This window comes from Clostridioides sp. ES-S-0005-03, assembly GCF_020658455.1.
Taxonomy (GTDB): Bacteria; Bacillota; Clostridia; order Peptostreptococcales; family Peptostreptococcaceae; genus Clostridioides.
On sequence record NZ_JACVWI010000003.1, the window covers coordinates 241,837 to 264,006 of the forward strand.

General features: G+C 29.9%; 15 protein-coding genes. 13 read left to right on the forward strand and 2 right to left on the reverse strand.

The genetic code is table 11. From position 1 onward, the window contains the following. Positions 1 to 12 precede the first annotated feature (12 nt). Entirely contained in the window at positions 13 to 2,481 is a 2,469-nt protein-coding gene (locus IC218_RS22240) for a diguanylate cyclase domain-containing protein (RefSeq protein WP_227824722.1), read from the forward strand. A 316-nt stretch (positions 2,482 to 2,797) separates the two neighbouring features. On the opposite strand, the gene IC218_RS13845 is transcribed toward IC218_RS22240, so the two are convergent. Then, the gene (locus IC218_RS13845) at positions 2,798 to 4,249 is read right to left on the reverse strand and encodes an aminoacyl-histidine dipeptidase (protein WP_227824723.1); all 1,452 of its coding nucleotides are present in this window, start codon (positions 4,247 to 4,249) and stop codon (positions 2,798 to 2,800) included. A 323-nt stretch (positions 4,250 to 4,572) separates the two neighbouring features. Here IC218_RS13845 and IC218_RS13850 point away from each other — a divergent pair, with 323 nt between their 5' ends. From IC218_RS13850 to IC218_RS13865, 4 genes are all read left to right on the forward strand, one after another. Next, on the forward strand, positions 4,573 to 6,951 hold the full coding sequence (locus tag IC218_RS13850) for an endonuclease MutS2 (RefSeq protein ID WP_227483008.1): 2,379 nt from the start codon (positions 4,573 to 4,575) through the stop codon (positions 6,949 to 6,951). Between the two features lie 21 nt (positions 6,952 to 6,972). Further along, complete coding sequence (locus tag IC218_RS13855) at positions 6,973 to 7,389, forward strand: DUF523 domain-containing protein (RefSeq protein ID WP_227433460.1); 417 nt, start codon at positions 6,973 to 6,975, stop codon at positions 7,387 to 7,389. Between the two features lie 177 nt (positions 7,390 to 7,566). Next, positions 7,567 to 9,267, forward strand: coding sequence for an arginine--tRNA ligase (argS, locus tag IC218_RS13860; RefSeq protein ID WP_227433459.1), 1,701 nt, complete (start codon positions 7,567 to 7,569; stop codon positions 9,265 to 9,267). Positions 9,268 to 9,519: 252 nt separating this feature from the next. After that, the gene (locus IC218_RS13865; protein WP_227824724.1) at positions 9,520 to 10,443 is read left to right on the forward strand and encodes a hypothetical protein; all 924 of its coding nucleotides are present in this window, start codon (positions 9,520 to 9,522) and stop codon (positions 10,441 to 10,443) included. A 4-nt stretch (positions 10,444 to 10,447) separates the two neighbouring features. On the opposite strand, the gene IC218_RS13870 is transcribed toward IC218_RS13865, so the two are convergent. Further along, on the reverse strand, positions 10,448 to 10,654 hold the full coding sequence (locus tag IC218_RS13870) for a hypothetical protein (RefSeq protein WP_227433457.1): 207 nt from the start codon (positions 10,652 to 10,654) through the stop codon (positions 10,448 to 10,450). A gap of 134 nt (positions 10,655 to 10,788) precedes the next feature. Between IC218_RS13870 and IC218_RS13875 the strand changes: the two genes are divergently transcribed. From IC218_RS13875 to IC218_RS13910, 8 genes are all read left to right on the forward strand, one after another. Next, entirely contained in the window at positions 10,789 to 12,543 is a 1,755-nt protein-coding gene (locus IC218_RS13875; protein WP_227483006.1) for a B12-binding domain-containing radical SAM protein, read from the forward strand. Between the two features lie 17 nt (positions 12,544 to 12,560). After that, on the forward strand, positions 12,561 to 13,703 hold the full coding sequence (locus IC218_RS13880; RefSeq protein ID WP_227824725.1) for a tetratricopeptide repeat protein: 1,143 nt from the start codon (positions 12,561 to 12,563) through the stop codon (positions 13,701 to 13,703). Positions 13,704 to 14,039: 336 nt separating this feature from the next. Beyond that, positions 14,040 to 14,951 carry a bifunctional enoyl-CoA hydratase/phosphate acetyltransferase gene (locus IC218_RS13885; protein WP_227433454.1) on the forward strand — a complete coding sequence of 304 codons (912 nt, stop codon included), beginning with the start codon at positions 14,040 to 14,042 and terminating at the stop codon, positions 14,949 to 14,951. Positions 14,952 to 15,562: 611 nt separating this feature from the next. Then, positions 15,563 to 17,482, forward strand: a complete 1,920-nt coding sequence (gene cooS, locus IC218_RS13890) for an anaerobic carbon-monoxide dehydrogenase catalytic subunit (RefSeq protein WP_227433453.1) — start codon at positions 15,563 to 15,565, stop codon at positions 17,480 to 17,482. Between the two features lie 300 nt (positions 17,483 to 17,782). Next, positions 17,783 to 18,562, forward strand: coding sequence for an AAA family ATPase (locus tag IC218_RS13895; RefSeq protein WP_227433452.1), 780 nt, complete (start codon positions 17,783 to 17,785; stop codon positions 18,560 to 18,562). Between the two features lie 241 nt (positions 18,563 to 18,803). Then, on the forward strand, positions 18,804 to 20,480 hold the full coding sequence (locus IC218_RS13900) for a formate--tetrahydrofolate ligase (RefSeq protein WP_227433451.1): 1,677 nt from the start codon (positions 18,804 to 18,806) through the stop codon (positions 20,478 to 20,480). An 84-nt stretch (positions 20,481 to 20,564) separates the two neighbouring features. Then, complete coding sequence (locus IC218_RS13905; RefSeq protein WP_227433450.1) at positions 20,565 to 21,197, forward strand: cyclodeaminase/cyclohydrolase family protein; 633 nt, start codon at positions 20,565 to 20,567, stop codon at positions 21,195 to 21,197. 91 nt (positions 21,198 to 21,288) lie between these two features. Next, positions 21,289 to 22,161: a bifunctional 5,10-methylenetetrahydrofolate dehydrogenase/5,10-methenyltetrahydrofolate cyclohydrolase gene (locus tag IC218_RS13910; protein ID WP_227433449.1), complete on the forward strand. Its 873-nt coding sequence runs from the start codon at positions 21,289 to 21,291 to the stop codon at positions 22,159 to 22,161. The last annotated feature ends 9 nt before the right edge of the window (positions 22,162 to 22,170 follow it).

Genomic DNA, 22,170 nt, shown 5'->3' on the forward strand with positions numbered 1-22,170 from the left:
AGGATTAGTGTAGTGAATTCAAAAAAATTACTTTTATTAATTATTGTAATTGCATCCATATTCACTTCTTGCATATTTCCTTTTAATGTCAATGCTCTAGGTAGTGATAATCGTACTATTCGGGTTGCTTATCCTATTCAAAAAGGGTTAACTGAACTAGATAAACAAGGTAAGTACTCTGGATATACATACGAATATCTGTTAGAAATTGCACAATATACTGGATGGAATTATGAATTTGTTCAAGTATCTGGTGATGAAAATGAAGCTCTTACAAAACTAATGAAAATGTTAGAAAAAGGTGAGATTGATATAATGGGAAGCATGTTATACAATGAGCAGATGGAAAAATTGTATAATTATGCAGGTAATAGTTATGGAGTAGTAAATACAGTATTACAAGTATTATATGAAAATACAGCTATTGATAGTATAAGTTTAGAAGCTATGAAAGAAATTCGTATTGCTGTAATAGAGAATTCTAATACTAGGCTTAAAGAATTAAATGAATATTGCAAGATGAATTTAATATCACCTAAATTGGTATATTGTAAGTCACAAGAAGAACAATTACAAGCACTAAAGGTTGGTGAAGCAGATGCACTGCTTAATGTGAGTGTGAGTCCAATGGAAGGTGTGCGTACTATAGCTAAATTCTCACCAAAGCCATTCTATTTTATTACACCTAAAGGAAGTACAGACTTAACTCAAAGACTCAATTCAGCAATTAATAATATCGAACAGACAGACCCATATTTTTCGACTGCTTTGTATGAAAAATATTTTACACCAGAAAATAGTAAGATGATTTTGTCTGATGATGAAACTACATATATTAAAGATATAGATACATTAAAAGTTGGAGTACTTTTAAATAAGACACCATTTCAAAACATAGATAAAAAAACGGGCGAATTAAAGGGTATATCAATAGATTTATTAAATCACATATCTGATAAAACTAGATTGAAGTTTGAACTGGTGCCTGTAAAGTCCCAAAAAGATTTGGATAAAATGACTAAAAATCATGAAATTGATATTGTAGCAGGAATGATTTATGATTATGAAGATTCTCGTAAACACAATGTGACTATGTCTCGACCATTTGTTTCCACCCAATATATTATGATGATTAATAACAAATTAAATGAAAATAGTTTAGATGGAAAACGTCTAGCTCTACCTAAAGGTACTGGTTATGATAATTATTTTAATGGGGATGTCATATGGTATGATACTTTGGAAGAGTGTATAGAAGCTGTTAACAAAGGGTTTGCAGATTATACTTATGGAGAAGGATATTCTATACAGTACTATATTAATCAACCTAAGTACAAAAACGTACGTTTAGTTCCACAGACTTATGAATCACAGAGTATTTGCTTTGGAATAGTTAAACCAAGTAAGCAGGAATTATTGGGTATATTTAATAAAGCTATTATAAGCATTCCATCAGAAAAGATGCAATCAATTATCTATCAAAACACTACATATAGACAAGACTTTTCACTACTTTATATTATGCAACAAAATCCAATTGAAACTATTTTAATAGTTGCTAGTTTATTACTTTGCATTATTGGAGGTATGGCATGGAGCTTGCATACACGTAAAAGTATGAATCAGAAAATATCTTTGGAACTTAAAAAGCATGCTGAAGTTTATGAAATGGCAAGTGAATACTTTTTTGAATATGATTATAAACGAGATAAATTGATAGTTTCTATGAAAGGGAAAGGAATTAGTACTTATTATGGTATAAGTAAGAGTGCTATGAGTGAGATTGAAATAGAACATAATAAAAAGTTTTTTGATGTAATCAAGTCACAGGAGAATGGGACGACTGAAATGTATTCTATCTGCGCTGATGGTAGTTGTCACTGGATTAGAATTACTTCAAAAATAATTTATAATGAAAAAAGTGTACCAGTGTATGTAATTGGAAAAATATCTAATATTGATTCTGAAAAAGAGGAAAAAGATAAGTTACTGGATAAGGTTCAAAAAGATGGCTTAACAAATATTCTTAATTCAGCATATATTAGAAAGTTAACTACAGAAAGTTTATCTAATTTATCTCCTAACAAAAATGGAGCTTTGTTAATTTTAGATATTGATTATTTTAAGTCTATTAATGATACTTATGGGCATTTAATTGGAGATAAAATATTAATTGATGTTGCAAAAGTGCTTGATAGAAGTTTTGAAAAAAATGATATTGTTGGTCGATTGGGTGGAGACGAGTTTAGTATATATATTAAAGATATAATAAATAAGGAAGAACTTGTCAATAAATGTAATGAAGTATATAAACAAATTCACCTCATAAAACTGCCAAGTGGAAAAAGCATATCTATAAGTATGGGTGTAGTAATAACAAAATATGGACAGAAATATGACGAATTATATCAAATGGCAGATGATGCTCTTTATGATTCTAAGAAGCAAGGAAGAAATAAATTTAAAATAGTAGGAGTATAATTTTTAGTAAGGTTTACTATAAAAATTGTAAATAAGATACAATTGAACGAGTTTTGTATAATTGTACATAAAAGAGATGTATTAATTTATATAAGATTCAGTATAAAAATATAATAAATTTTTAAATAAAAAGTATCTAATAAATCTTTTTAAAGTAAAAATAATAAAGCCCAATGACGTATGTTATTATCATCATTAGGCTTTATTTCTATAAATTAACACTAAAATTAAACTTGATGCTAACATTAGTATTAATTTACAGGTTAATTTTATATAGATTTACTTAGAATTAAAATCTGCTTCTTAAAACTTAGTCTTAATATTGGTTCATAGATTTTAATATTTCAATAACATAATCCCAAACATTAGCAATAGAAGGTATACTAACGTGTTCTTTTGGAGTATGAACATCAAACATATCTGGTCCTATAGATATAGCTTCAGCATGAGGAAGTTTATCAAGTAATAATCCACACTCAAGACCAGCATGTAGAGCCATAACAGTAGGAACTTTACCAGTTAATTTCTCATAAGTTTCACTACATATTTTTTCTAATTTAGAACCTTTTTTAAATTCCCAAGCTGGATATTGAGATGTAAGACCATAGTCAGCACCTAAAGCTTGAGCTAAAAGTCTTATTCTATCAGCTATCTCATCTCTAATAGACATAACAGAACTTCTAACAGAAGTTAAGAATTCAATAGTTGATTCTTTAGTTTCAATTATAGCAAAGTTAGTAGAACTTTCAACTAATCCTTCTATATCAAGACTTACAGATTGAACACCATGAGGAGTTAAGCTTGACATTTGAATAACTTTTTCTTTGCAGTCTTTAGTAAGAGCTTTAGTTGCAGAAGTTTCAACTACTGAATAAGCCATATCAGGGTCAGAAGTAGTAAACTCATGTTTAAATGCAGTTAAAATATCATTTATTTGTTTTTTAGCAGATTCAACATCAGCTTTATCAACAGCTATTATACATTTAGCTTCACGAGGTATAGCATTATGCTTAGTACCACCATCAACTGAAACTAATTCGTAATCAACATCTAGTACGCTTAATACTCTAGCTATTGCTTTGTTAGCATTTGCTCTTTGTAAAACAATTTCCATACCAGAATGTCCACCTAATAATCCAGTAACTTCAACTAATAAAGCTTGCTTGTCAGCTCCAACTTCTTTGTACTCAACAGGTAGACTAACAACACAAGTTTTACCACCAGCACAACTAACTAATAGATATCCTTCTTCCTCGGAGTCCATGTTTAGGATATATTGACCTTTGATTAAGCTTGGGTCTAATGCATCAGCACCATTCATACCATCTTCTTCATTAACAGTAACTAAAACTTCTAATGCTGGATGCTCTAAAGTATTATCTTCTAATATAGCCATACCCATAGCAACAGCGATACCATTGTCAGCTCCAAGAGTAGTTCCAGTAGCGTATATCATATCACCATTAATTCTTAATTTTATAGGGTCTTTAAGAAAATCATGTTCAACATTCTTTTCTTTTTCACAAACCATATCCATATGTCCTTGAAGAACTACTCCTGGACAATTTTCATATCCTTTTGTAGCAGGCTTTCTTATTATTATGTTTAAACTTTCATCCTGGATAGTTTCAAGCCCTAAATTTTTACCAAAGCTAAGTAAATAATCACTTATGCCTTTCTCGTTTCCAGAACCTCTAGGAATTTGAGATATTTTCTCAAAGTTTTTAAAAACATTTTCTGGCTTTAATCCTTCTAATACGTTTCCCATGACTTGTGTTCCTCCTTAATTTATCTATATAAGTAGCTATTTTTATAAAATAAGCTAAAATAAACTCCTTTAAAAAATATTAAAGAAGATTTTTTTAACAGATTATATTACAAATAAAGCATGTTTATGTATAATATATAGATAGCTACATACATAGTATAATACAAAATATGTTTAAAATATATCTAAAAGAGAAAAAATATAATAAATTTAGAAATAAAAAAGAAATAAAACTTGCAGTTTTTATTGAAAATGCTTGGAAAGCATACATTTTAAATATTAAAGAAAAAAGTTAAAATATTGAGGATGGTGAACATAGAAAAATGAATGAGAAATCGTTAAGAGTTCTAGAATACAATAAAATAATAGATTTATTAAAGAAGAAAGCCTCATCTTCTTTAGGTCTAAAATATATAGAAAGTTTAGTTCCAAATACTGATTTTGTAGAAGTAAAGTCCATGCTAGAAGAAACTAGTGAAGCTCAATCAATTATTATAAAGAGAGGTTCAGTAGGTTTGGATGGTATTCATGATATAGAAGATAAGGTTAAAAGAGCCTATATAGGTGCATCTCTTGACCCAGGAAGTTTAATTATGATAGCGGATACTTTAAGAGTAGCTAGAAGATTAAAAAATAGTCTATCTAGCAGTGATGAAGAAGATTTTAATTATCCAATAATACAATCTCTATCAAATTCTCTATATGTATATAAAGATATAGAAGAACAGATATACAATGCGATAATAAGTGAAGTAGAAATATCTGACAATGCTTCAAGTACACTTAGAGATATCAGAAGAAGAATAGCTCAAAAAAATCAATCCATTAGGTCTAAATTAAATTCAATAATAAGTTCAACTACTTATCAAAAATACTTACAAGATGCCATAATTTCTCTAAGAGGTGATAGATTTGTAGTACCTGTAAAATCTGAATATAGGTCGCAAGTAGCTGGTATAGTACATGACCAGTCATCTTCTGGTGCGACACTTTTTATAGAGCCAATGACTATAGTAGAGATGAACAATGAGTTAAGACAGCTAAAATTAGGAGAGCAAGAAGAGATAGAGAGAATTTTATCAGAACTTTCTGCAATGGTTGGAGAAGTAAGTGAAGATTTGATATCCAATCAAGAGATACTTGGAAGATTAGACTTTGCATTTTCAAAAGGAAAACTTTCTATACAAATGAGAGGTATAGAGCCTACATTAAATGAGGATAAATATTTAAATATAAAAAATGGAAGACATCCACTATTAGATAAGAAAAAAGTAGTGGCAAATACTATTTATTTAGGAAGAGACTTCCACACATTGGTAATAACAGGTCCAAATACAGGTGGTAAAACAGTTACAATAAAAACTGTAGGTTTATTTGCACTTATGACACAAAGTGGACTTCACATACCTGCTGATTATGGAAGTAGTATGTGTGTATATGATAATGTATTTGCAGATATAGGAGATGAACAAAGTATTGAGCAAAGTTTATCTACATTTTCATCTCACATGACAAATATAGTATCAATACTAAAAACCGTAACAGCAGACTCTTTAGTTATATTTGACGAATTAGGAGCAGGAACAGACCCTGTTGAGGGAGCTGCACTTGCAATAGCAGTATTAGAAGATATAAACTCTGTAGGAGCGAAATGTATAGCAACTACTCACTATAGTGAACTTAAAAATTATGCTCTTACTAAATCTGGTGTAGAAAATGCAGCAGTTGAATTTGATATAGAAACTTTAAGTCCAACATATAAGTTACTTATAGGTGTTCCTGGAAAATCAAATGCGTTTGAGATTTCCAGAAAACTTGGACTTAGTGACTATGTAATTTCACGTGCCAAAGAATATATAAACACAGATAACATAGCTTTAGAAGATGTATTACAAAATGTTGAAAAGAACAGAATCAAAGCTATTGAAGATAGAGAAGAAGCTGAGAGATTGAAGGAAGAGATAGAAAGACTAAAAGTAGAATACGACGAAAAACTTGAAAAATTAGTTACTCAAAGAGATAAGATGATTGAAAAGGCTAAATCAGAAGCATTTTCAATAACAAGACAAGCTAAGGAAGAAGTAGACCTTATAATAAAGGAACTTAGAAGTTTAGAACAAGAAAGAGCTTCTAAAGAAAAAAATCGTAAAATAGAAGAACTTAGAAAAGAATTGACTAGTTCTATGGGAAGTCTTCAACCGACAGTAAAAAGTATGATAGTTCCAAAAGTTTCAAGTAAAGAAATAAAAGACCTAAAACCAGGGGAAGAAGTTAGAGTAATAACTTTAAATCAAAATGGTAGTGTGGTTTCTGTAGACAAAAAGAGAAAAGAAGCAGTAGTGCAAATTGGTATAATGAAGATGACTCTACCTTTTAAATCTTTACAAAAATCTCACAAGGATGTTTCAAAACACGTTACTAAATCAACAAGAAATATCATAAGGGCAAAATCTGGAAATATAAAAAGTGAAGTTGACCTTAGAGGTTTAAATTTAGAAGAAGCTATAATGGAAGTCGAAAAATATCTAGATGATGCATATGTAGCAGGTCTAGAATCTGTAACAGTAATACATGGAATTGGTACAGGAGTGCTAAAATCAGGACTACAAGACATTTTAAGAAAAAATAGACATGTAAAATCACAAAGAGGTGGCCAGTATGGAGAAGGTGGAGCAGGAGTAACAATTGTTAAACTAAAATAATTTGTATAGGAGCACATTTTTATGATATTAGTATCTGCATGTTTAATAGGAATAAATTGTAAATATAGTGGCGATAATAATGAAAATGAAGAAGTAAAAGAATACCTAAAAGGTAAAGATTTTACTCTTGTATGTCCAGAACAGTTAGGTGGTTTATCTACACCAAGACCTCCTGCTGAGATAGTTGATGGAAAAGTAATCACAAAAGAAGATAATAAAGATGTAACAGAAAACTTTGTAAGAGGGGCTGAAGAAACTCTAAAAATAGCAAGATTATATGTATGTAGCGAAGCAATACTAAAAGAGGGTAGCCCCTCTTGTGGATGTAATCTAGTGTATGATGGTAGTTTTTCAGGCAAAAAAATACCAGGGAAAGGTATCACAGCAAAGTTACTGGAAGAAGAAGGAATAAAAGTCAAGAGTGAAAAAGACTTATAGAAAAGCAATAATCGTATAGATAAAAACTGTAATTATAGTATTTTTAATATATACAGAAAACATAATTATTAAAGTGTTTTGCCCTGTAATGAAATACTTGAAAAAACACTAAATTTGATTTAACATAAAGAGATAAGCACAATATAAACCAGGAACAATGTAGAGAGGAGCAACAAGATGCAAGATTTCAAGGTAGCAATATCAAATTGCCTTAAAGAGAAAATAGAAGAACTGTCGATAGAAGAGATAGAGGCACTTATAGAAGTTCCACCAAACAAGGACATGGGTGACTATGCTTTTCCATGCTTTAAATTAGCTAAAGTATTTAGAAAAGCTCCAAACATGATAGCAAGTGAATTAGCAGAAAGTATAGAAGCTAGTGGAGAGATAACAAAAGTAATACAATTAGGCGGATATGTGAATTTCTTTGTAAACAAATCTCAATTAGCAGAAACTGTAATCAAAAAAGTATTAGATGAAAAAGAAAATTATGGTCGTAGTGATTTTGGAAAAGATAAAACTGTAATAGTTGAATACTCTTCTCCAAATATAGCAAAGCCTTTCCATATAGGGCATATAAGAACTACAGTAATAGGTAATGCTCTATATAAGATATATGAATCACAAGGATACAAAACTATAAGAATAAATCATTTAGGTGACTATGGAACTCAATTTGGTAAGTTAATAGTGGCCTTTAAAAAGTGGGGAGAAAAGGAAGTAGTAGAATCTAATCCAATCCCAGAATTATTAAAATTATATGTAAGATTCCATGAGGAAGCAGAACAACATCCAGAAATGGAAGATGAAGCAAGAGCATGGTTTACTAAATTAGAAAATGGTGACGAAGAAGCAAAAGAATTATGGCAATGGTTTAGAGATGAAAGTCTAAAAGAATTTAGTAGAGTATATAAACTTTTAGATATAGAATTTGATTCTTTAGCAGGTGAAAGTTTCTATTCTGATAAGATGGACAGAGTAATAGAGTTGTTAGAAGAGAAAAATCTTTTACAAGAGTCTAAAGGTGCAAGAATCGTTGATTTAGAAGAATATAAGATGCCACCAGCTCTTATTACTAAGAATGATGGCTCAACATTATATATGACAAGAGATTTAGCTGCAGCAATATATAGAAAAGAAACTTATGATTTTGATAAGTGTATATATGTAGTTGGTTCTCAACAAAACCTACATTTCCAACAATGGTTTAAAGTAATTGAACTTATGGGATATGAATGGGCAAAAGACTTAGTGCATGTTGGATTTGGTATGGTAGCTCTTGAAGAAGGGACTATGTCAACTAGAAAAGGAAGAGTTGTATTTTTAGAAGATGCATTAAATCAAGCTATAGATAAAACTAAGGATATTATACTAACTAAAAACCCAGATGCTAAAAATGTAGATGAAATATCTAAACAAGTAGGTGTTGGAGCTGTAGTATTCCAAGAACTATCTAATAGTAGAATAAAAGACTATACTTTCTCATGGGAAAGAACATTAAGCTTTGATGGAGAGACTGGGCCATATGTTCAATATACACATGCTAGATGTTGTGCAGTTTTAAGAAAAGCAAAAGAAGAAATCACTTCTGATATAGATTATAGTCTATTGGCTGATGAAGATAGTGCAGAAGTTCTTAGAGTTATAGAGTCATTTAATAAAAATATTTTACTTGCTCTAAAGAAGAATGAGCCGCATATAGTTACAAGATTTATGCTAGATTTAGCTCAAGCGTTTAATAAATTTTATCATGACAATCCAATTTTAGTGGAAAATTTAGAGATTAGAAAATCGAGACTTGCTTTGGTACAAGCCACAAAACAAACTTTAGAAAATTCTCTGAAGCTGTTGGGAATGCACGCTCCAGAAAGAATGTAATACAACAAAATGTTGAAATAAAAAGAATAAAATTGAACTTAGTACGCAATTTGTATAACTGTAGAATATAGGGATGTCGAAAACTGATGCTTTACATATAAAAAAGTAGTATCGTATAATAATATATAGATAGTAGATTACAATGATTTTTGTACACTACTATCCCCCTATATATGACAGCTTCTTAACGGGCTGTCTCTTTTTTTTTAATAGCAGGATATTTAAATTAAGTTTTTGAGAAAGGATATATTTATGAATGACGTATTAATAAAAAAAGTCTACACATCTTCTTTTAATAATGGAAGTAAGACTCTTAAAGATTTAATTATAATAAATACAAAATCCTTAATAGATGATAAAACTCAAAGATGTGTATATATAGACGAAAAGAGATTGAAAGATGAACTTATTTACTTCAGATTTTATGGAGAAAAAATAGGTAATGTCAATTTTTTAAATATTTTATTACCATTAATTTTATCAAATACTAATATTCAAAAAAGTGAAGATGAGGTTGTTAAATTAATAAAAAAATATGTGAGTTACTTTAGAAAAGAGGAATTCTTATTTGATTATTTATTAAGTTCTGTAGCATATAATTCTGTTATGCACAATCTTATAAATAACAGTAAAATTGAATATGTCGAATTACTACAAAATATTAAAGACAAGATAATAGGTTTTTCTATAGAATTAGACAAGTCTGATATTGTAAAGTTTCAGATGGCAAGGATAGGCACAATACAATTAATTGATAAATATATTGATTTAAAATATGAAGATTATGATGAAGAAAGTATTCTATCAAGTGTTTTAAATATTTTATATGATATTTATATAGAAGACAGAAATGTAGAAAATGAAGGAATTAAAAGCATGAAAAAATCTATATTATCTATTTTAGGTGAAGAGACTGAATTAAACGAAGATAATATAGATTTTATTCTTTCTATGTCAGAATATGTTGTTAAGTTGAGAAAATATAAAATTGGGGTTAAAATGTATAATAAAAAAATAGACCCAAGAAGTCTTATAAGCCTTGAAGAAGGCGATACTACAATAGACCCCATATTTAATCAAATAACAGTTATGTCGAAAACCTTTAGTGATAATATATTAAGCATAAAGATACATTCTAAATCAGGTATTTATATATTAAAGTTTAAAAAGGTTTAGGTTACTAGAGATTACTGTTTTTTTCTAAGTAATCCAAAAAATCTTTTTCTTTAGTGTCAGTTAAGAAACATAATTCTTTTACTATATTATTTCTAAGGTCGATAAAGTCACTAATTTGGGTATTTTCATTAGTGTATTCAAGAGACTTTATAATAAGCAGTAAATCTCTTTTTGATAAAGAGTTGATAGATACTTTTTCAATTAATTCCATAAAAAACTTCCTTTCCTCACATTACTTGAAATTAATAATCTAATTATATAAATGTTATATAGACTTTACATATACTATTTTAACCTATAAGGGGTACAAAAAGCAGTATAATATTAAAAAGAGGTGAGAAATATTTGAAAATTTTATTAACAACGTTGAATTCTAAGTTTATTCATACAAATTTAGCTATAAGATACCTAAAAGAATTTGTAAGGAATTTGCTAGAAGTTGACATGAAAGAATATACGATAAACAATGACTTAGATTATATTTTAAAAGATATATACAAAAATGAATATGATATAATTTTATTCTCAACATATATCTGGAATATAGGAGATATAGTTAAACTTTGTGATAATCTAAAAAAAATTAGACCAAATACTAAAATAGCTTTGGGCGGGCCAGAAGTGAGTTATGATAGCTATGAGGCAATGAAGAAATACGATTTTGTAGATTATATACTTTATGGAGAAGGAGAATTAATCTTTAGAGATTTAGTGCTTCATCTTAAAGGAAAAAAAGAAATAAAAAGTGTAGACGGATTGGTATATAGACAAGGAAGCGAGATAATAGTAAATAAACCTATGGAACTTCTTCAAAATTTGGACGAGATTCCTAGTCCTTATGAAAATTTAAATCCAAAGGAATATGAAAATAGAATAGTATATTATGAGTCGTCAAGAGGTTGTCCATTTAACTGTCAATACTGCTTATCTTCTACCATTCCTGGTCTGAGATATTTCAGCTTAGATAGAATAAAAAGAGATTTAAAAGCTTTAATAGATGCAAGAGTCTCACAAATTAAATTTATTGATAGAACTTTTAATGCAAATAAAAAAGTAGCTATGGAAATTATGGATTTTCTTATGAAAAATGATAATGGATATACAACCTATCATTTTGAAGTTACAGCATATTTGATAGATGACAAGATGCTAGAGTTTTTGGCTGACTGTAAAGAAGGGCTTTTCCAGTTTGAAATAGGAGTACAGTCGACAAATGAAAAAACACTTGATGCAGTAGGAAGAAGAGATGATTTCAAAAAGTTATCTCATGTTGTTCAGACAGTAGCATCTTATAGAAATATACATCAACATTTAGACTTAATTGCAGGACTTCCCTATGAGGATTATGAAAGCTTTGAGAACTCATTTAATGATGTATTTAATCTAGGGATAGAACACTTACAATTAGGTTTCTTAAAGATGATTAAGGGTACAGGTATGAGAAAGGTAGCAGATGAGCATGGATTTAAATATAAGGATTATGCTCCATATGAGTTTTTATACAATAATTATATAAGCTATGAAGAAACATTGAAATTAAAGGATATAGAAGATGTACTTGAAAGATACTACAATTCTAAAAACTTTGTGTTGTCCATGAGATATATTATAGGCAAATTTTATAAACAAAGTCCTTTTAAATTTTTTGAAACTTTTGCTAAGTACTTTGATGAAAATGGGTATTTTGACTTGGCACAGGGGAAAAATCAATTATACAAAATATTACTGGATTTCTATAATGAAAAAATAAATATAGACAATGATGTATTTAATGATATATTAAAGTATGACTACATTTCACTAGGTAAGACATCAAATATACCACAGTTTTTTAATAAGTTAGATGTGGATGACTTTAAGAATAGATGTCATGTATTTTTACAAGATAATGATAACTTATCAACATATCTACCTAATTTTGTTGATAAACCAGCAAAACATATAATAAAATATGTTCATTTTGAACCATTTAAATTTAATATTGTGGATTTAAAAAATAATATAAATACAGAAATAAGAGAAGAAGAAAATATAGTCTTATTTGAATATGATGATAAAAAAATATTTGAGAAATCTAAAACTCATAAAGTAGAAATTTAAGTATTTAGGAGGAAACAATGGATTTTAAAATAGAAAAGTATTTACTGAAGAAGGCAGAAGAACTAGCTTTTATAACTATAAAGCATGGTGGAGAATTTAAATTAAAGAGTTATGATGTGCCAAAAGGTGGGCTAGATGTACCTATAAAAAATGAGGTACTAGTAAAAGGTATAAAAGAAAAAACTGCTCAAGATAAGTTAAACTCAATGTCTATAGCAGATGCAATGATATATATAATTGGTATAGATAGTAAATTTAAAAATAATGGAGAATATGAAAAGTTTTTAGATGCTTTGTCTAAGGATATTAACTTAGATTTAAAAGCATATATGGGATACATGTCTAGAAAATACTTTGAGATTGGAGAGCATACAGATTCTTTAATATATATAAAAGCATTTATAACTATGTATCCAGATGATTTAGATGCAATGTATAATTATGCAATTGTGTGCCAAGAGATAGCAAAACAATATCAAAAAGACCTAGATGATAAGGCTATGAATGCATTTTTACTTGAGGCAATGGCCAAACTTGAAAAGATAATAGATATTGATAATGATTTTGCATTAGGTTATTATCATTTAGGTTATCATTATTATAATCAAGGTCAATATTTGAAGACTAAATTGACATGGGAAGATGCATTAAGATTAGGTTTAGATGCTGACTTAGTGGCTGAGATACAAGAAAATTTAGGAAAGATGGATTTTAAAGTACAGTATGAAGAAGGATATACACTTATATTCCATGGTAAGTTTAAAGAGGGATTAGAAAAATTACTGCCACTGGAAGAAGAACATATGGATTGGTGGAATTTGCTGTTTATGATAGGGCTAGGATATAAGGGTATGGGCGAAATAGAGCAGGCTAAGATGTATTTTGAGAAGATATTAGTAATAAAACCTAAGCAAGTAGATGCTATAGTTGAATTAGGGCTTTGTGAAGCTTCTAAATATAATTTAGATAAAGCAATAGAGTATTTTGAGCAAGCTGCTAAGATAAAAGAGGACCCAGAAATTCTTTGTAATTTAGGTATGGCTTACTTAAACAATGGTGAAATTGATGATGCAACTTACTATATAGAAAGAGCTTATGAATTAAATCCACAGGATGAGATTACGATTGCTTGTTTAAGAGAGCTTGGTATAAATAAGTAAGAATGTTATTAGATTGTATTAGATTCTATTAGGTTTTACTTTATTAGGTTAGACTTGATGCTAGCGAGTTTTATCTGATGCTATTAAATTTTATTAATTAAGAGTGGTAGAACATTTATTATGTTGTACCACTTTTTTTATTTACTTTGTCTAAGTATTTTTACTCTTATTTACTATTTGTAATATTATATTTCATAAGTATCTTGAATTTATAATAATTAAATATTAAAGCAGATTTTAGTTGTACAAATTTTTTGTAACATAAAAAATAAATTGATAAAAGACATATCAAATATGGTATTATTTAGTTAAATATATATAAGGGAGGGGTTACTTTTGATAAAGAAATTAGATGATATTTTAGAGCAGCTTAAAGGAGGAGAAAAAATAGTACTTTCTGTAGCAGCAGCTCACGACAAAGAAGTTTTAATGGCTATAAAGGATGCTGTAGAAAGAAATATAATTACTCCTATATTGGTTGGAAATGAAGGAAAGATAAGAGAAATATCAAAAGAAATAGAATTTGATTTGGGTGGAATTAAAATTATTGACAAGGATGATATTAAAGACTGTGCTGAAATAGCAGTTAAATTAGTATCAAGTAAAGAAGCTGATTTTGTAATGAAAGGTTTATTAGATACATCTGTTATCTTGAAAGAAGTGTTAAATAAAGATTATGGTCTTAGAACTGATAGTTTATTAAGTCATGTTATGGTATATGAGTTAGAAAGATACCATAAGCTATTGATAACTACAGATGGAGGAATGAATATAGCTCCTGACTATGAACAAAAGGCAAAGATATTAAAAAATTCTATAAAAGCAGCAAAAGCTTTAGGTATGGAAACTGTAAAAGTTGCATGCTTAGCAGCTAAGGAAAAAGTAAATCCTAAAATGCAAGCTACTGTAGATGCAGATATGCTAGCAAAAGCTTGTCAAGCAGGAGAATTTGGAGATAATGTAATTGTAGAAGGTCCTTTAGCTTTTGACTTAGCAGTTTCAAAAGAAGCTAGTGAGATAAAAGGATTTAAAAGTGAAGTATCTGGAGATGTAGATATTATGTTGGTTCCAACAATAGAAGTTGGTAATGGCATAGGAAAAGCCTTTACATACATGGCAGATTCTAAATCAGCAGGTATAATTATGGGCGCAAAAGCTCCTATAGTTTTAGTATCAAGAGCTGATTCACATGAATCTAAATTGTACTCTATTGCGTATGGAGCTATTGTAGCTAAAAGTATGAAATAAAAACATTAAGTGTGTAAAATAAATGCGTTAAAAGATAAAATGTAGTCATAATATCTAAATTAATGCAATATTAAAAAAATTTTATATAAAAAATAATTATAGCTTCAAATGAATATATACAAATGTTCAATTTGAAGCTATAATTAATATTAAAGTAAGAAAAATAAAAAAATTTCAAAAAATTAGTCCAAAAAATGCTATTCTAAGAAGTTTTTACTAATTATGGTATAGGGAGTAAAAATCTGTAACAAGTCCAAAAAAGTAGTGAGAAATAATAAACACACAAATAAGATATAATATCAAAAAATTGACTAGAAATAATTCAAAATTGATTTAAAAAAATCAAAACATAATTTAATTAAACTAAAATATCAAAAAAGTAGGCTCAAGTATTAAAAAATAGCCAAAAATGAGTAGTTAAATTAACTTAAATTAGGTATTAAAAATAAAATTTTTATGTATTATCTAATTTTGTTAAAAAAATATTTAAATCTAAAGCAAAGTGCTGAAAATTAGTATATAATCAACTTAGAAAGCATTTATTTTATTATTTTATGACATGAAGTCAGTCACCTGGGGGATTTTAAAAATCAAAAAAAGGGGATAGGAATATGGATGAAAAAATGTTAACAATTGATTTAAACAGCCAGAAGATGATAGCAAAAGCTAGAGAAGAAGGCGTAGAAACAATGTATGATAGAAAAGAAGGCTTTAAAGCACAATGTGGTTTTGGTCTTCAAGGGGTTTGCTGTAGAATATGTGGAATGGGACCATGTAGAATAAGTCCTAAAACTCCAAGAGGGTTATGTGGAGCAGACGAACACACTATAGTAGGTAGAAACTTTGCAAGAATGGTTGCTGGTGGGACAGCTGCCCATTCAGACCATGCTAGAGATATAGCACATACATTAGCATTAGCTGATCCAAATGGAAACTATAAAATAAGAGACGAAGCTAAATTAATTACTTTAGCTAAAGAATGGGATGTAGAAACAGAAGGTAGAGATATCTATGATGTAGCACATGAAGTGGCAGAAATTGCATTAATGGAATTTGGTAAACCTTTTGGGACATTAAGATTTATAAAAAATGCGCCAGAACCAAGACAAAAAATATGGAAAGAATATGCTATAGAACCAAGAGCTATAGATAGAGAAATTGCAACAATAATGCACTCTACTCATATAGGTTGTACTGGTGATATAGATAGTTTAATACACATGAGTCTAAGAACTTCTATGGCTGATGGTTGGGGTGGTTCTATGATAGGTACTCGTTTAAGCGATATCTTATTTGGAACTCCAGTACCAAGAAGAACAGAAGCTAACTTAGCAGTATTAGAAGAAAATAAAGTTAATATAATATTACATGGACATGAGCCAGCATTATCAGAAATGATAGTTTTAGCTGCAGAAGAACCAGACTTAATAGCTTTAGCTAAAGAAGTTGGAGCAGATGGAATAAACTTAGCTGGTATGTGTTGTACAGGTAATGAAATTACAATGAGACATGGTGTAAGAATAGCAGGAGACTTCCATCAACAAGAACTTGCAATAGTAACTGGAGCAGTTGAGGCTGTAATAGTTGACGTTCAATGTATATTCCCTGCACTAGCTAGAGTAGCAGATTGTTACCACACTAAATTTGTAACAACTTCTCCAAAAGCTAAAATAACAGGTTCAACTTATATTGAATTTAGAGAAGAACAAGCTCTTGATGATGCTAAATCAATAGTTAAAGAAGCTATCTTAAACTTTAAAAATAGAGATAAATCAAAAGTACTTATACCTGAATTAAAATCAGGGGCAACAGTTGGGTATAGTGTAGAAGCAGTAGTAAATCAATTAGACAGAGTTGTAAACTCTCATATAGATCCAGCAGGAACAGTTAAGCCATTAACAGACTGTTTAAAATCTGGAGTATTAAGAGGAGCAGCTGGTGTAGTTGGATGTAACAATGCTAAAGGAGTTTCAAATGAGGCTCACGTAACAATAATGAAAGAATTAATTAAAAACGACATAATAGTAGTTACTACAGGATGTGGTGCTTCAGCAGCAGCTAAATTTGGTTTAATGGAAACTGATGCAGCTGAAAAATATGCAGGTAAAGGTCTTGCAACTGTCTGTAAATTAGTAGGAATCCCACCAGTACTACATATGGGTTCTTGCGTTGATATAAGCCGTATATTAGATTTAGTTGGAGCAGCAGCTAATTACTTAGATATGGATATGTGTGACCTTCCAGTTGTAGGTATAGCTCCAGAGTGGATGTCAGAAAAAGCAGTTGCTATAGGATGCTATGTTGTAGCTTCTGGTATAGACACTTACTTAGGAATAATGCCTCCAATAGCTGGTTCTTCAAGAGCAGTAGATATATTAACTAGCGAATTAAAAGATAAAGTTGGTGCAACATTTACTGTAAATACAAATCCAAAAGAGTTAGCAGCTACAATAATAGAAGATATAGAAAAGAAACGTGTTCACTTCGAAGCATTAGTTGAAGAAAAAATGGGTGTTGAAGCAGAAGCTTAGAAAATGGCTAAAGCCTTAGAAAAAACGATTTTATATCTAAATAAAGGTTTTATAGTTGAATGAAGTCAAATATTAAAGAAAAGAACATCAAAATACAATGAATATACTGAATAAATAAAATATAAACAATATAATGAAGAATACTAAAACTATACATGCTGCTTTGAAAAGCTAGTAGGGTAAATGTAATTGGTTCCTGTAAGGACTAGCTGTAGTTTATTTTTAGTGTTTAAAAAATAGATAACTACACTAAAACATAAATAAAATAAAAAGCAAATAGTAATAAAGGTGGTAGGGATTATGAAGATAGCAATAACAGGTAAAGGTGGAGTAGGTAAAACGACTTTTTCTTCAATGCTCTCTAGGATGTTTGCTGAAGACGGATACAGAGTTGTTGCTGTTGATGCCGATCCTGATGCTAATTTAGCTTTAGCACTAGGTTTTCCAAAAGAAGTATATGAATCAATAGTACCTATATCAGAAATGAAAAAGTTAGTTTCAGATAGAACAGCTGCTTCTGTAGGTTCATTTGGAAAAATGTTTAAGATGAATCCTAAAGTAGACGATATACCTGAAAATTTCTGTAAAGAATACAACGGAGTGAGATTACTTACATTAGGAACAGTGGATTCTGGTGGCACTGGATGTGTATGTCCAGAGCACGTTCTTTTAAAAAGACTCTGTTCACACTTAATACTACAAAATAAAGATGTAGTTGTTATGGATATGGAAGCTGGAATTGAACACTTAGGAAGAGGAACAGCTCAAGGTGTAGATGCTTTTATAGTAGTTGTAGAGCCAGGAGAAAGAAGTCTCCAAACATATAGAAAAGTTAAAAAACTTGGTCATGATATAGGCGTAAATAAGGTATTTGTTGTAGGTAACAAAATCAGAAATAAAGAAGATGAAGAATTTATAATACAAAACTTAGAAGATGGGGAATCTTTAGGATTTATCTATTACAATCAAGATGTTATAGATTCTGATAGAGCTAATCAATCTCCATATGATTCTAGTGAAACAACAAAGGCACAAATTAAAGAAATAAAAGAGAAATTAATGTCACTTAAAGATAAATAGAAATTTTGATTTATAATTGGGTTGTTGGTTAAAGGCAATAAATAGGTATTAGATAGGTAATAAATGATTAATTAGATAAATGACTAGCTATTAAGTTAAAGATATTTTAATAGCTTAGTAGCTAGTTTTTAAGCAATTTTACATGTATAATTATCTTATAAAATATAATTTTTACATATTAATACAATTTATACAAAAATTATATTTTAAATCTATTTAGGTTGTGGGAGGAGATTCAGTTATGGGATTTAAATCTGACATTGAAATAGCTCAAGAAGCTAAACCTCAAGATATTAGAGAGGTTGCAAAAAAATTAGGACTAGGTGAAGAAGATGTAGAACTATATGGTAAATACAAAGCCAAAGTTGACTACAATCTACTAAAAAGAGAAACTGGGAAAAAAGCTAAGTTAATATTAACTACAGCTATAAACCCAACTCCAGCAGGTGAAGGAAAAACTACTACTACTATCGGTGTTGCTGATGCATTTGCAAAATTAGATAAAAATGTATTAGTTGCTCTAAGAGAACCATCTCTAGGACCAGTATTTGGTGTTAAAGGTGGGGCAGCTGGTGGAGGATATGCACAAGTTGTTCCTATGGAAGATATAAATTTACACTTCACAGGAGACTTTCATGCTATAGGAGCTGCTAATAACCTTTTAGCTGCTATGCTTGACAATCATATTCATCAAGGAAATGAACTTAGAATAGACCCTAAGAAAATAACTTGGAGAAGATGTGTAGACATGAACGATAGACAACTTAGAAATATCGTTGATGGTATGGGTAAAAAAGGTGATGGAGCAGTTAGACAAGATGGATTTGATATAACTGTTGCTTCTGAAATAATGGCAGCGTTCTGTTTGGCAAGTGATATAGCTGACTTAAAAGAAAGATTAGGAAACATAATAGTTGGATATAGCTACGAAGGTGCACCTGTAACAGCTAGACAATTAAAAGCTAACGGTGCTATGGCTGCATTATTAAAAGATGCTTTAAAACCAAACCTAGTTCAAACTCTTGAAGGAACACCATCATTTGTACATGGTGGACCATTTGCAAATATAGCTCATGGATGTAACTCTGTTATAGCTACAAGAATGGCTATGCACTTTGCAGATTATGTAATAACTGAGGCTGGTTTCGGTGCTGACCTTGGAGCAGAAAAATTCTTAGATATAAAATGTAGAATGGCAAACTTAAAACCAGATGCTGTTATAATAGTTGCTACTGTAAGAGCATTAAAATACAATGGTGGAGTTGCTAAAGCAGACTTAAACGAAGAAAATCTAGAAGCTCTTGAAAAAGGACTTCCAAACTTATTAAAACATGTTGAAAACATAACTCAAGTATATGGATTACCAGCAGTTGTTGCAATAAACAGATTCCCACTTGATACTGAAGCTGAACTTAAACTTGTTGAAGACAAGTGTAAAGAATTAGGCGTTAATGTTGCTCTTTCTGAAGTATGGGCAAAAGGTGGAGAAGGTGGAATTGCAGTAGCTAAAGAAGTTTTAAGATTATTAGATGAAGAAGAAAATAATTTTAGATTCTGCTATGAAGATGATTTATCTATAAAAGATAAGATAAATGCTATAGCTACTAAGATTTATGGAGCAGATGGTGTAGATTATACTCCAGAAGCTGATAAAGAAATAGCTAACTTAGAAAAACTTGGATTTACTAAAGTTCCAGTATGTATGGCTAAAACTCAATATTCTTTAACTGATGACCAAACTAAATTAGGTAGACCAACAGGATTTAGAATAACTGTAAGACAAGCATCAATTTCAGCAGGAGCTGGATTTATAGTTGCACTTACTGGAGAAATAATGAAAATGCCAGGATTACCAAAAGTTCCAGCAGCAGAAAAAATAGATGTTGATGAAAACGGAGTAATAGCTGGATTATTCTAAGTGTATTAATTTATAAATAAAGAGTAGGAAATATCTCTAAGATAATTTAGGATATTTTCCTACATCCTTTTAAGGAGGATTATCATGAAAATAGCAGATAAAACTTGTGTTGATTTTGTAGAAGTACTATCTTCTAAAGAAGCAGTACCAGGTGGCGGTGGAGCTGCCGCACTAGTTGGTGCAATTGGTATGGCTTTAGGGAGTATGGTATGCAATCTTACAATAGGAAAGAAAAAGTATGCTGAGTATGAAGAAAGTGTAAAAGATATATTAAATAAAGCAGGAAAATTAGAAAAAGATTTATTAAAAATGATAGATGATGATGCAGAATGTTTCTTACCATTATCAAAAGCTTATGGGCTTCCTAAAGAAACAGAAGAGGAAAAAAGAATAAAAGCAGAAACAATGGAAAAAGCGCTAAAAGTTGCTTGTGAAGTACCATTAAATATAGTAAGAGTTTGTTATGAAGCTATTAAGTTACATGAAGATTTAGTTGATAAAGGTTCAAGACTTGCTATAAGCGACGTTGGTGTAGGAGTTCAATGTTTAAGAGCTGCTATACTTGGTGGACAATTAAATGTAGTTATAAATATAAATTCTATACAAGATCAAGAATATGTTAGTAAAGTAAAAACAGAAGTAGATAAATTAGTTGAAGATGGCGTTAAAACTTGTGATGAAGTTTATGCTAAAGTTGAAAAAGCGCTTGGTAAATAATTTTTAAATGACGAAAGTAGATACTATGTTATTAATATGTGGTATATAGAATAAATTAATTTAAGTTTGCTTGTAGGGGAGTTGTGAATATATGGAAGTAATGTCAACTAAAGGACAGATTATAAAAGGAAAACCTGTAGCTGATAAGATTAGTGAAGACTTAATAAAAGAAGTCGAGTTACTAGTTAAAGAAGGTATAAATCCTAAGCTAACAATAGTTAGAGTTGGAGCAAGAAGCGATGATTTATCATATGAAAGAGGAGCACTAAAAAGATGTCAAAACATTGGTATAACAACTGAAGTGTTGGAATTAGCTGAAGATATAACTCAAGAAGAATATATTGATGTTTTAAAGAAAGTTAATGATGACAAGGATGTTAATGGTATATTATGTTTTAGACCACTTCCAAAACACTTAAATGAAGAAGTTATAAAATATGTCATTGCACCAGAAAAAGATGTAGATTGTTTTAGCCCAATAAACTCTGCTAAAGTCATGGAAGGAGATAAGAGTGGATTCCCACCATGTACTCCTACAGCAGTAGTAGAAATATTAAAACATTATAATGTTGATTTAAAAGGAAGTAAGGTAACAGTTCTTGGAAGATCAATGGTAGTTGGGAAGCCAGTATCAATGCTTTTATTAAGTGAACATGCAACTGTTACAATATGCCATTCAAAGACTAAAAACTTATCAGATGTAGCTGCAGAAGCGGACGTATTGATAGCAGCTATTGGTAGAGCTAAGATGGTAGATGAAAGTTTTGTGAAAGATGGAGCAGTAGTTATAGACGTTGGTATAAATGTTGATGAAGAAGGAAATTTATGTGGAGATGTTGATACAAATGCAGTTTTAAATAAAGTATCGATGATAACTCCAGTTCCAGCGGGGGTTGGTTCAGTTACAACATCTATACTTGCAAAACATGTAGTTAAAGCTTGTAAGTTGCAAAACAATAAATAGATAGATATT